Annotated in this window: 8 protein-coding genes; 4 read left to right on the top strand and 4 right to left on the bottom strand. The window is 49.7% G+C overall.

Translation table 11 applies throughout. The annotated features are described in order from the left end of the window. The first annotated feature begins 13 nt into the window (after positions 1 to 13). From DN748_RS05375 to DN748_RS05365, 3 genes are read left to right on the top strand one after another with little or no spacing between them, the layout of a single operon-like run. Positions 14 to 1,150 carry a serine hydrolase domain-containing protein gene (locus DN748_RS05375; protein ID WP_161554472.1) on the top strand — a complete coding sequence of 379 codons (1,137 nt, stop codon included), beginning with the start codon at positions 14 to 16 and terminating at the stop codon, positions 1,148 to 1,150. Between the two features lie 11 nt (positions 1,151 to 1,161). Then, positions 1,162 to 2,196, top strand: coding sequence for a dipeptide epimerase (locus DN748_RS05370; RefSeq protein ID WP_112370739.1), 1,035 nt, complete (start codon positions 1,162 to 1,164; stop codon positions 2,194 to 2,196). Beyond that, positions 2,193 to 3,590, top strand: coding sequence for a serine hydrolase domain-containing protein (locus DN748_RS05365; RefSeq protein WP_112370738.1), 1,398 nt, complete (start codon positions 2,193 to 2,195; stop codon positions 3,588 to 3,590). Before DN748_RS05370 ends, DN748_RS05365 begins: the two co-directional genes overlap by 4 nt. A 27-nt stretch (positions 3,591 to 3,617) precedes the next feature. Here the strand turns inward: DN748_RS05365 and DN748_RS05360 are convergent, their stop codons facing one another. Further along, positions 3,618 to 4,232: an RNA polymerase sigma factor gene (locus DN748_RS05360; RefSeq protein ID WP_112370737.1), complete on the bottom strand. Its 615-nt coding sequence runs from the start codon at positions 4,230 to 4,232 to the stop codon at positions 3,618 to 3,620. A gap of 541 nt (positions 4,233 to 4,773) precedes the next feature. Between DN748_RS05360 and DN748_RS05355 the strand changes: the two genes are divergently transcribed. Continuing rightward, complete coding sequence (locus DN748_RS05355) at positions 4,774 to 5,997, top strand: outer membrane beta-barrel protein (protein WP_112370736.1); 1,224 nt, start codon at positions 4,774 to 4,776, stop codon at positions 5,995 to 5,997. Positions 5,998 to 6,113: 116 nt separating this feature from the next. On the opposite strand, the gene DN748_RS05350 is transcribed toward DN748_RS05355, so the two are convergent. From DN748_RS05350 to DN748_RS05340, 3 genes are read right to left on the bottom strand one after another with little or no spacing between them, the layout of a single operon-like run. Beyond that, positions 6,114 to 9,194 (bottom strand): chondroitinase family polysaccharide lyase, encoded by a 3,081-nt coding sequence (locus DN748_RS05350; protein ID WP_161554471.1) that lies wholly within the window; start codon positions 9,192 to 9,194, stop codon positions 6,114 to 6,116. A 50-nt stretch (positions 9,195 to 9,244) separates the two neighbouring features. Next, positions 9,245 to 10,774 carry a sulfatase family protein gene (locus DN748_RS05345; protein WP_112370734.1) on the bottom strand — a complete coding sequence of 510 codons (1,530 nt, stop codon included), beginning with the start codon at positions 10,772 to 10,774 and terminating at the stop codon, positions 9,245 to 9,247. Continuing rightward, a complete protein-coding gene (locus DN748_RS05340; protein WP_112370823.1) occupies positions 10,771 to 12,075 on the bottom strand; it encodes a glycoside hydrolase family 88 protein in 1,305 nt (434 codons plus the stop codon). The genes DN748_RS05345 and DN748_RS05340 overlap by 4 nt, the downstream gene beginning before the upstream one ends. Between the last annotated feature and the right edge of the window lie 222 nt (positions 12,076 to 12,297).

The following is a 12,297-nucleotide window of genomic DNA, read 5'->3' as shown; positions in this document are numbered from 1 at the left end:
AAGATAGATGTTTATGTTTAGTACGAATAGATTGAAAAGCAGGATGGGCACCATGTTGATGGCCTTTGTCCTTATTGTTGGCTTCGGTGCCTGTTCTAAAGAAGGCCTTGTCAAACCCCCGCCGTCTGAAGAGGGCGGACTTGAACAGATAGATGATATGGTCTACCGGTATATGAGTAAAAACGCTGTTCCCGGGGCTACGCTGGCCATTACCCGTGATGGTAAACTGGTATTTGCCGGGGCCTACGGTTTTGCCGATAGCGAAAGTGGCGACCTGATGACCGTGGATACCCGGTCGCGGATATCCAGTGTTTCGAAAAGTATCACATCCATAGCGATCATGAAGTTGCTGGAAGAAGGGAAGCTTGACCTGGACGACAGGATTTTTGGCGATGGCGGTATCCTGGGGAATGATTTTGGTACACCACCGTACCCGCAGCATGTTGCTGCCCTTACCGTAAAGCACTGCCTGTCGCATCATGTGGGCGGATGGTCCAATAACAATAGCGACCCGACCATGCAGCAGAACCAGCTCAACGCTCAGGAATTGATTTCTTACATCATAGACAATGTCCCCCTGAGCAATCCGCCGGGTACCAGCTATGCGTATTCCAATGTCGGGTTTATGATATTGGGGCGCGTTATCGAAAAGCTTACGCAGAAGAGCTACGAGCAGTATGTACGGGAAGAAATTCTGGAACCGATCGGTATCACTACGATGGAGATCGGGGGAAATACCCTGGGAGACCAGAAACCGGACGAATCCCGGTATCACAGCAGCAATGCCTACAACTACAATTTCGAAAGGCGCGACGCCAACGGTGGCTGGATTGCCACGGCATCGGACCTGGTGCGGTTGTTGGTTCATGTGGATGGTATTTCCACTGTGCCGGATATACTGGAAAGTACAACCGTCCAGACCATGACGACACCGCCGTTCGGTTATCAGCGCTATGCCCTTGGTTTCTTTGTAAACGGAAGCACGTGGTATCACGGAGGCTCGTTTCCGGGGAGCAGAAGTCACTGGATGCGCACGGGATCGGGAATATGTGCTGCGATTATGGTCAATGGAGATGCGACTGACCTGGAAGGGTTGCTGGAAGATATTGTAGCGGCACCGGTAGAATGGCCTGATGAAGATTTATTTTAAACATATACGTTATGCTCAAACTTTCATTTCAGCCTTATGACCTGCGGTTGAACCGTGTATTCCGGATTTCCCGGGGCTCCCGCGACCGTGCTCCGCTAATGCTCACCCGGCTTTCTCTTGACGGTGTTCATGGCTATGGCGAGGCCTCGATGCCCCCTTTGTATGGGGAATCTGTGGAGTCTGCAACAAAATTCCTCAGCGCGGTAGACCTCTCCGGTTTTACAGACCCTTTTGATACCGAAAGCATCTTGCAATATGTGGATGCCATTGCTCCGGGCAATGCAGCCGCAAAAACTGCAGTGGATATTGCCCTGCATGATCTGGTGGGCAAGCTGCTCCGCCTGCCGGTACACCGTTATTTCGGTTTGCCTGCCGTACGGCCCTGCACGTCCATGACCATTGGTCTGGATACGCCCGAAAGGATGGCCGAAAGGGCCGGTGAACTCAGTGGGTTTCGTTATTTGAAGATCAAATTGGGTACGGATAATGACCGGGCCATGATCACAGCCATCCGGTCTGTGACGCAGCAGCCTTTTTTTGTGGATGCCAACCAGGGATGGAAAAACAAAGAAGAAGCACTGGACCTGGTATACTGGCTCAAAGAACAAGGTGCCGTATTTATTGAACAACCCATGCCGAGGGATGATGTGGCCGGTAACACCTGGCTTACCGAACGGAGTCCGCTGCCCACCGTTGGCGATGAAGCCGTACAACGGCTGACGGATATCAGAACGGCTTCTTCTACCTATCACGGCATCAATATCAAGCTGATGAAGTGTACCGGGCTCCGGGAGGGGTTTAAGCTGGCTGTATCGGCAAAAGCATTGGGAATGAGAGTGATGCTGGGGTGTATGACAGAAACGTCCTGTGCAATTTCGGCTGCTGCACAACTCGGAGCGCTGGCTGATTGGGTGGATCTGGATGGTCACCTGGATACGGCGAATAACCCGTATACCGGGGTAACACTTTCGGACGGCCGGCTTGTACTGCCCGGTACGCCGGGTATCGGTTTAACAAAAGAGAATAACAATCTGTTTTTATTATGAAAATGAAATATACCCTGTTGCTTGGATTATTGTGGTGGGCTCCACTGCTTTCCGCAGCGCAGACACTGCGGGATACCCTCAGTAAGATGGATGAATTGTTTGTTTCGGTCGATCAGCAAACACCCGGCATTTCGGTGACCGTGAGCCGTCACGGCGAGGTCATTTATCACAAACATAAGGGGTTGGCCAATATGGAACTGGGTGTGCCCGTAACCGATAGTACGCGCTTTGAGGCGGGTTCGGTTTCCAAGCAATTTACAGCCACAGCTGTACTCCTGCTCGTACAGGAAGGGAAAGTAGGGCTGGACGATGATGTCCGGCAGTATATTCCCGAATTGCCGGATTATGGAAAGACCATTACCGTGAGGCACCTGCTCAACCACACCAGCGGGCTTAAGGATTGGGGGGTATTGGCCGGGCTTGGCGGCTGGCCCAGGGGTACGCGGGAGTATACCAATGCCCTGGCACTGGAGTATATCGTCAGGCAACCTACCCTCAATTATACCCCCGGTGCGGAATACCTGTATAGTAACTCAAACTACACGCTGCTAACACAGATCGTGGAACGGGTGTCAGGACAAACGCTGGCTGATTTTACACAGGAACGTATTTTTAATCCCCTGGGAATGGAAGCCACGTCGTGGCGTACCGATTTCCGGAAAATAGTACCTCACCGGGCCACAGCTTATAACAAGGGTGATGACGGGTATGAGACCATTATGCCTTTTGAAAATACGTATGGGCATGCTGCATTGCTGACCACCACTGCCGACCTGGATAGATGGAATACCAGCTGGAAAAACAGTCCGCTGGGCGGTGCAGCCCTGCTCCGGCTGCGGACCGAACGCGGGGTGCTGAACAACGGAGACACCATTGCTTATGCGGGGGGTGTATTTGTCAATGAATACAACGGGTACCGTTCGGTAAACCACAGTGGGGCCACGGCGGGGTACCGTGCGTGGATGGCTTATTTTCCCGGGCAGGAATTATCTATTGTGTACCTTTCCAATGACGGCAGTTTATCCACCACCGGAACGGGAAACCGGATAGCGTCGCTATTTCTCGGCACACCGCCGCCGGATGCTGCCGACCGGGAAGCGGACGGGCGTACGCCCTATCGTATTGGCAGGGATGAGCTGGCAGAATTTACCGGCCGGTATGCCAGTGCCGCCTGCGGAGGGAAGTGGGTGGCAACGCTGGCCGGCGATACTACGTTGATTATGACTGCACAGTCTCACCAAAAGAGGAAACTGACACCGTCGGGTACGGATACATTTTCGCGGGGTAAAACTCAGAAGGTGAGGTTTGAGCGTGACAAAGACGGGAAACTGACCGGGTTTTATATCAGTGTGCCGCGGGCAAGGAATGTATGGTTTGAGCGGGTAGCGGATTAAGGCCGGCATTACGGTACACCCTCCTGTTCATAGCCGGGGTAATCCTTCTATAAACAGTAAGACAAGGATCATGCCTGCCAGATCTCCTTTAAGAATAAGATATTCCTTTACGGTGCGGGTTGCTTTTACAATATGGTCGTTGACCGTGGAGGTGGAGATGTTTAGTATACGGCTCACTTCTTCATAGCTTTTCCCTTCCAGTTTTACCAGTTCGAATATCCGTCGGCGTTTCGGGGGCAGGGTTTCTATGGCGTAAGACAGGGATTCGGTAGTTTCGCGATGGAAGAGGCCTTCTTCTATATGGGTGTAATTGGTCGTGGAGGTGGCGATGAGTTCGGCCTCGAGTTTGCGGTCGTATGCTGCTTTCCGGAAAAAATCTATGGCCATATTACCGGCAATACGGAAGAGGTAGGCTTCCACATTGTTTTCGGGGTCTATATCACAGCGTTTTTGCCAGACCCGTATAAAGACTTTCTGCAACAATTCTTGGGCAGTTTCTTCCGATTTTACGATTTTGAGAAGGTTCCCGTACAATTGCCCCTTATAGGCGTGATACAGCCTGTCGAACGCACGTTCGTCGCCCTTTTTTAGCTGCCAGAGCACCGAGGGCGGAAATTTCCCGTATATCTCCTTATCTTCCATATTCTTTGTATTTCCCCGGGGTGAAAGGAATAGGCCTTTTTGCCAAAAAGATAACATAAATATAACAAAAATAAATGGTTGTGAGGGAATTGTGAAAGAAAGGTTTACCGGCTTTGTGATTGTGGTGCATTCGGGTTTATTGCCTGGTCATGCGGCTTATAGGAGAAGTAAATGTTTTTGAGTGATTTTAAACTGTATTTTCCCGGTAGATTCATAAAAAACATCGTTATTTTTTATATTTTATCCTTGTTTTGCCGTCAAAGCCATAGCATCAATACAAAATCATACTATTTTTTGAAAAACTCCTTCATTTTGAGGCATCGGGAATTTCCGGGAGGGATAATTAAAAAATATCGATATATTTGGAGTGTCCCTGAAAACCTGCCAAAAGAGAACAAGCTGTGGTCTTTTTTTTCTGTTTGAGAACATACGGGACATAGTCCCGTTTTTTATAGGGATATTTTTAAACGAAAAGTTCCTGCCGGTGTTTGTTTTCAGTACGCCGGGAGCACCGTTGTATTACTAACCAAAAAAACGCACTGTGAAAGAACAGTTACTATTCCTCCTTTTTGCGATACTGTCCTTTTCCTGTTATTCCCAGATCAGGTTCGAAGAAGGTTATTTTATCGATAACACGGGTAAAAAAAATGAATGTTATATAAAAAATATGGACTGGCGCAATACGCCTTCCGGCTTTATGTACAGGAGGAGCCAGAACGGGGAAGTCGTTCATGCCGGTATGGAACAGGTGAAGGAATTCGGTATTGGCAGTACGTACAAATACGTGAGAAGTACCGTAAAAATAGACCGGTCTGCCGATAAACTGGATGCCCTTTCCGAAAGCAGGGAACCCGTTTTCGGGGAAGAACAGCTTTTTCTGAAGGTACTGGTAGAAGGAAAAGCATCTTTGTACCGGTATGCGGATGGAAATATGATCAGGTATTATTACCGTATGGATGGCGGAGAGATGGTTCCCCTGGTTTATAAAAAGTATCGTGCCCCCGGGGGAAATATTGGAACAAATTACGAATTCCGCAGGCAGTTGTGGAACGGGCTGAAGTGTAATACCATAAAAATGGAGCGTATCAATACCCTGAGGTATAAGAAACCGGAACTGATCCCTCTCTTTACCCGGTATAATACCTGTATGGACGCCGGTTTTGTGAATTACGACAAGCACCGGAAGGGAGTGGATTTCAACTTGTCTGTAAGGCCCCGTATTTTCAGTGGTTCATTGCGTATGGACAACGGGGCATTGTCAAACGGAAAGATGGATTTCGGCAGCCGGACCGGTTTTGCGCTGGGACTGGAGGCAGAATTTGTCCTGCCGTTCAACAAAAACAAATGGGCTTTGGTGCTGGAACCCACTTACCAGGAGTATAAGGCAGACAAGACCCAGGAAACCAGCAATGTATCAGGGGGGATATTACGGGCCGAAATGGAGTATACTTCCCTGGAGATCCCGCTCGGGATCCGGCATTATTTTTTTCTCAACGATCAGTCCAGGCTATTTGTAAATGCCTTTTATATCACGGATATTAAAATGGATGGATCCCTGGAATTTAAAAGGGCCGACGATTCCGTTTACAACACTCTCGAAGTCGAAGGCCGTCAGAATCTGGCCCTTGGCCTGGGATATAAGTTCCGCGACAGGTACAGTGTGGAAATACGGTTTCAGACCGCCAGGGAGGTCCTCGGAGATTATCTGTCCTGGAACAGCGATTATCAGAAGATTGAATTCATCCTGGGATATACCTTGTTTTAGTCACGATTTGGAGTTAACCTGAAAACGGGCAACCTTATTCAGGTATGTTCAGCCCGGAATTGCCTGCGGCTACCGATCCGGAAAGCGGTACGTCGTGTGATTTTTGTCATACATTTTCATCTGTTCACATTAAATTCCCTGGGGAGCCCGTCTATACAGTCCAGGGTTATTTCGGTATCATTGCCGTTGTGTACTACAGACCGGATAAAACCGGAACCGGATGGGGTGGTATTCCATCTCCCTTTCAGGGTTATGGTAAGTGTTACCGGGGTGCTGTAATTCCGGAACCTGCCTTTCTGGTATTCCGGGAAGTTCAGGTCGGGCTGAACGGCACTGATGGTGAGGATATTGTCCTGCTTTTGACCGATCATGACCAGTGCAGGGGCTGAGGTATGCTTCAGCATACCGTTCTGCAGGTCCCGGTTGGCTTCGAAAACCACGTATCCCGTGGTATGGGTTGTGTTATCCCGGGCAATATGGGCCGTGCTATCGGCCCGCATTATCATGTAGGAGTCATCCTGTTTTATCTTTCGTTCAAAATGCTTCCGGTCTTCCTCTTTCAGGAACGGATAAATGATATATTGGTAAGAAGCGTGCCCGGGAGCTTTTCCGTGGTCTATCCATGCGCTGGCATAGTTGCCTTCTGTTTCTTTTGCTCCCTTTCCCTTGGGGTTCATTTTTCCGGTATTGACCGAGTATTTATTGTGATACGAATGCTGTTTTTCCTTTTTGACCTGCACCGGGGTACCCGATAGTATATAATAACCGTTACCATAAGGATCAACCAGCCAGGAAGGGTCTTCCTGCCGGGGTGTCAGTGTTGTGCTATACGGAAATTTTTTAATAGCTCCCGCTGAGGAATACAGCGGTGTTCCCGTATCAGTGAGATAAGACTGAAATATATTGGTCTGTACGGGATTTTCAGTATCCATGCTCGAAATATCCGTGCCTATACAAATGAGTTTCTCTCCAAAAGAGAAGACCGATTTTCTCGCTTTCAGTCTCCCGGGATACCCTACCTTGGTTTCGGGGCCGTCTGCATTGGAGCCCTTGCCTTCGTTCAGGATCATTCCGAAGATACCGTTTCCTTCCAGGCTTGTGGCTCCAGCAAAGGTTTCGTCGGAGCGGAACATGATCAGCGGCATCTTTGCTTCCAGTTCCTTTAACGGCAGGTAGACAACGGTAGCCCCGGGATAGCGGTTCCAGTCCCAGCCCTCCTGGCGGAAGCCACTGCCTTCCTCCCCCTGCCGGTTCAGCAACTCAACCGTACCGTTGGCGGGGTACCGGCCGTACCTGTTCTCATCGACATAGATCTCGGAAGCCCAGACATATTTGCTGTATCCCTTGATCAGGGCGGCCCAGTCGTTGCGCCTGTGAATGGCCGTAGCAGCATAGGGCAGGGTATAATAACCGGACAGGTCTTCTTTCTGTATCCCGTTTACACCGGAAAAAACGGAGGAATTCAAAACATCGTCCTTTCCCCACAGGCGGAGGTATGCCGCTGCAACATCCCGGTCAATTTTGGAGTTCCCTTCGGGGTTCCCGGCATAGGCCATAAGCAGGAACTCTTCTTTAAGAGAGGCTATGCCGTTGTTTTCCAGGGGATGGCGACCGGCATTGCCAAAGCCCCAGTTATAGAGCTGGCTGTATATACGAGAAGTGAGAAATGCTTTCTTAAAGTTCTCATGCCCCCTGGTATCGATACGAAACCGTGTTCGGGCCAGCGTGCTGATAACTTTGGGCACGGTTTTGAAGGCCCCGATCCCGTAGGCCGGGTAGTGCCCGTTGTGATGCCAGGAAGTGCCGTCTGCCTTAAAGCCCCATTCTTCCTTTTGCTGTGCCAGGGTAATGGAGATATACCTGGAATATGCGCTGAGCAGGGCCGCCTGTTTTTCCTGTGCCTCAAATAGAAAAATAAGCATCAGGTGGTAATAAGACTGGGTGTTGAGATAGTCGATGTTGACGTGAAAATTACTTTCGTCGTCCAGGATCATCCCCAGGTTAAACAACCAGTGCAGGCTGGCCCCGACCTCGTTCAGCAACTGGTGTTCGTATAAGAAACGGCGCATGATAAAAAAAGCCTCGGCCAGTTCCTTGACGTTGTACCCTATATGATGCCGTGTACCCCCGTTGGCCCCGGCCTGCCATCCCTGGTCGAGGTAATACCTTGTTCCGGCCAGGAACATGGCTTCGATCTCCTGCTGTTCCGCCGGGTTGGCCCTGTCGTGAAAACCGGCCAGTTTTTTCAATACCCTGCCCAGTTCCTTTACGTCGTTATGCACTCTTGCCCCCTGTTGTGTTTCGTCGTAATATTCCTGCTCTTCCTTGAATGTCAGGGGAGGGCCCAGTACCGTTGTGCCATTACCGGTAATCCCCAGGGCTCCGAACATCTCGCGGAGGGTCTTGATATAAACCTTGTATTTTTGATCTATGGCCAGGTCCTGGTCTATGCGCTCCTCAAACTTTTTCAGGTCCATTCGCGTGGCCAGGGAAACGGGCGGGGCTTCCATTTCCTGAATACGCCGGTAGTTGCTTATCAACGGCAACCAGTGGTCCCTGGCCAGGTCCTGGTCTGCCTTGATAAAAGGAACGATCATGTCCGGGTACTGGTGCCGGTCGTCCTGGTATTGCGAAAAGATAATATCGTCAAAAAAGAGTTTTCCCTTTTCAGATGCCGAACTGACCCTGAAGTAGTCATAAGCTACCGGGGCCCCCTTTTCGGGAGTGTTCCCCTGCATTTCATAGAAGGGCACCCATATACGTCTCCACCCCTTAAAAGATAACGGAATGCTGAACCACACTTCTTTTGCTCCTTTTTTTTCAAAAGAAACGGTGATGCTGCCATCCTGTGGGGTTTCGTTGTACACAGACATGGCCAGGGTAGGGCTTGCCGGGAAATGATGGCCGTAGGCCAGTGGGCTCTCGTCATGCGAAAGTACCCTGAAATGAGCGGTTCCCACTGTACTCTCACCCGTCCATTCCCACCGTAGCGATGAGGTCCCGAATCTCCGGTGTGTTTCACTGACGGAAATCCGGCTGTTACCTGATGTGTCGTAAAATTCTAAAACATTTCCGGCTTCAAAAGATTCTACAGCCGGGGAGTAGTGTTCCTGGGAGAAGTTTTTGCAGGGGTACAGCGAAAATAAAACGGCAGCAAGAAGGGGGCCGGGAATATGTGAAAACAGATAGGTCATCATGCTGTATATATTTGGTTGGGATAGGGGTTTAACCATGACTTATGGTGATATTAGATGTCATTTTTATTGATGGGGAGTTCGTTATAGCGTTCCAGCCACGGGTCCTTCCGGTCTTTCAGTAATTGCATCAGCATGTGGTACAATCTTTTTTCCGCATCCGTATCCTGCCCGGCAATATTGTTCATCTGGAAAGGGTCCGCTTCATTATCAAACATGATCCTTCGTTCGGTCTGATCGTCATCTAATGTAATGACGTAAGTATACCTTTCCGTTCTGATCCCCCGGTGACCTGATGCAGGCCGGCCTTCTTCGATATAGTAATAGGGCACGGCCTCCGGTTTTCTGCCCTTGTTCTCGAGAATAACGGACGACAGGTCCCGGCCGTCCAGGTCTTCGGGTATCCCCCTGGTGGCGCCCAGCATCTGTAATAGCGTAGGCATAACATCGGTGGGCCCCAGCAGTACGTTGTTTTTCCCGCCACCTGCTATTTTTTCCGGCCACCGGATGATAAAGGGAATGTTTATCGCTTCTTCATACCATATATTTTTGGACATCAGACCGTGGCTTCCCATCATTTCCCCGTGGTCTGAGGTAATCACCACAATGGTGTTCTCATCCAGTCCCTGTTCTTTCAGGGCTTTTAAAACCCGTCCTATCTGTTCGTCTACCCCGGTGATCATGGCAAAGTAATTCCGTATGTGTTCTTTGGCCAGGAAGGTTCTTTTCCGGGTAGCTCCCTTGTGAAATGCCAGGGCCCCGGCGTCGGTTTGCAAATCTACATTATCTCTTACCAGCAGGGAATCCGGGCTTTTGTTTTTATAGGGCGCGAGATATTCTTCCGGAACGTACTGGTATGGCGGATGTGGTGGGTTTACCGACCAGAAAAGGGCAAAAGGCTTGTCGTCGTTCCTGGTTTTTTTATCGTTGTTCTTCAGGTAGCTGATGATCACTTCGGCCTCGTGTTTCGGCGACCATTCATTCACATGGGTCACCTCGTTCTCTGCGGCCTCATTGATCCAGTAGTGCGGGTTGTTATGCTCGTCAAAAGCGCCGTAAGAATACCAGAAATTAAAACCGTGCCGTTCCTCTTTCGGGGTATAGGCATCCCAGATCACCGTATCTTTTCCCTTAACGGGTGGTGGGGAAGTCAGGTGAAGTTTACCTACATAGGCGGCGTCATAACCGTTTTTCACCAGCACATCGGAAAAACTGACATCGTCTTTCTGCCAGGAGTTATCGTACCGGTACCGGGCCGAATTGCTGTTGGTCAGTACCGAATTGTTATACGGCAGTTTGCCGGTCATGATCATACCCCGGTAAGGGCTGCATAGCGGATAGCTGCTTATGGCGTTGGACAATATCATTCCCTCCCTGGCTACCCGGTCGATGTTGGGGGTATATACGGGGTCTTCGCCGTTAATACCTATGGAGGCATTTCTGAGCTGGTCGGGGAATATAAACAGCAGGTTCGGTTTTTTCAAGCCCCCCGCGGCGGCGGCTTCCTTTCCGGGCTGCTGCAGGCAGCCGGTAAAGACAATTGCGGAAACCGCCGTAATGATATGTGTTACAAGATGCCTCATAGTTCCGGGAGTTGATCGTTAGCCTTCATCCTTTTGAGCCGGGCCAGTGCTTCAATATAGTAATAATCGGCGTAAATCAGTGCTACGTCTATTTCGTGCCCGAGCGATTTGGCCCCGGTGGAATGAAGCAGAAAGGAGTCTGCTTTTCCTACGGCGGAGTATTTTTCCGATCCCAGAGATTTTAGCATTTTCAGGGCGGCCTTGTAATACCGTTGCCGGTCTTTTTTATCTTCTGCCAGGGTGCTGAGGTCCAGCAGGGCAGAGGCCACAATGGCAGCCGCTGAAGCATCCTTCTCTTCTTCCGGATCGCCGGCTACGTCAAAGTCCCAGCAGGGAACATAATCTTCAGGAAGCAGCGAGAGGTATTTGTCCGTGATCTTCTGCGCGAAGTCCAGGAATTTTTTGTCCCGGGTTTCCTTGTATACCATGGTATATCCGTAAACCCCCCAGGCCTGTCCCCTGGACCACCTGCTGTTATCGGCATACCCCTGTTTGGTGTTTCTGTGCAACACCTCTCCGCTTATCGAATCGTATTCGAGTACATGCCAGGAAGTATAGTCGTTCCTGAAATGATTTTTCATCGTGGTTTCGGCGTGTTTTACGGCAATGTCGTAAAATTTCCGGTCTCCCCCGTGTCTGGCCGCCCAGAATAATAGTTCGAGGTTCAGCATATTGTCTATAATGGTAATATGCTGTTTCCATCGGGGATGCATTTTGTTGGACCATGACCGGATGGTGCCCACATGAGGGTTATAGCGTGTGGCCAGCGAGGCCGCAGAGGTCAGCAGGATATCCCGGTACTCCTTTTTGTCTCCTATTTCATAACCGTTTCCGTAGGCGGGAAACATCATAAAACCGATATCGTGATGTTCGGTAATGGTCTTGAAGCCTTCAAACACCTCGGTACGTTTTACAGCTTCCTTTTTCCACTTTTTATCTCCGGTAAGGTCGTACATATACCAGAGGATCCCCGGGTAGAACCCCGAGGTCCATACCAGCCTGTTGTTGGGAACTTCCTGCCATGCTGCGGAGTCTGTTTCTATAAGGCGCGGATGCTTGCTGAGATCGGTCAGTTTGGGTACCGAGATCTCCAACTGCCCTTCACAATCCGCTATCAGTTTATCCAGGTTCAAATCTGCATCCGGCCGGTAAACAGTCTCCCGGTTTTCCGTATTTTTGTCCTTTACTGTTTTTTTGCAGGAGGTCAGACTTATGAATATACAGGCCAGGAGTAATCGTCCTGTCGTGAAAATTATCTTTCCGGTGTTTCCCTTATTGATGTTGGATGGTGCTGATTCCATTAAAAAACGTATTTTATAGATATTAGGTTTAGATACTACGGCAAATATTTCCCGTTCCAGGCTTTTTTGTACCCGGTCCGTCAAAAAAAGTGCGGCTTTCAAGGTTTGAACAGGAATGGTAAAAGTACGTTTTGCAAAGGCTATGATGAGGGGGTATCTGTTCTTTCAGGCTGGCAAAACTGGTCTGTTTATGGCCGGTTACATCAGAAAACGGGGTAAAAA

This window comes from Sinomicrobium soli (assembly GCF_003285545.1).
GTDB lineage: Bacteria > Bacteroidota > Bacteroidia > Flavobacteriales > Flavobacteriaceae > Sinomicrobium.
Note: the sequence above shows the minus strand (reverse complement) of the source record. Positions and strands in the feature narration are given on the sequence as shown.

Bases quoted from the DNA above. Each gene is read 5' to 3' on its own strand.
- DN748_RS05375 (WP_161554472.1), top strand. From the start codon at position 14: ATGTTTAGTACGAATAGATTGAAAAGCAGGATGGGCACCATGTTGATG.
- DN748_RS05370 (WP_112370739.1), top strand. From the start codon at position 1,162: ATGCTCAAACTTTCATTTCAGCCTTATGACCTGCGGTTGAACCGTGTA.
- DN748_RS05365 (WP_112370738.1), top strand. From the start codon at position 2,193: ATGAAAATGAAATATACCCTGTTGCTTGGATTATTGTGGTGGGCTCCA.
- DN748_RS05360 (WP_112370737.1), bottom strand. From the start codon at position 4,232: ATGGAAGATAAGGAGATATACGGGAAATTTCCGCCCTCGGTGCTCTGG.
- DN748_RS05350 (WP_161554471.1), bottom strand. From the start codon at position 9,194: ATGATGACCTATCTGTTTTCACATATTCCCGGCCCCCTTCTTGCTGCC.
- DN748_RS05345 (WP_112370734.1), bottom strand. From the start codon at position 10,774: ATGAGGCATCTTGTAACACATATCATTACGGCGGTTTCCGCAATTGTC.
- DN748_RS05340 (WP_112370823.1), bottom strand. From the start codon at position 12,075: ATGGAATCAGCACCATCCAACATCAATAAGGGAAACACCGGAAAGATA.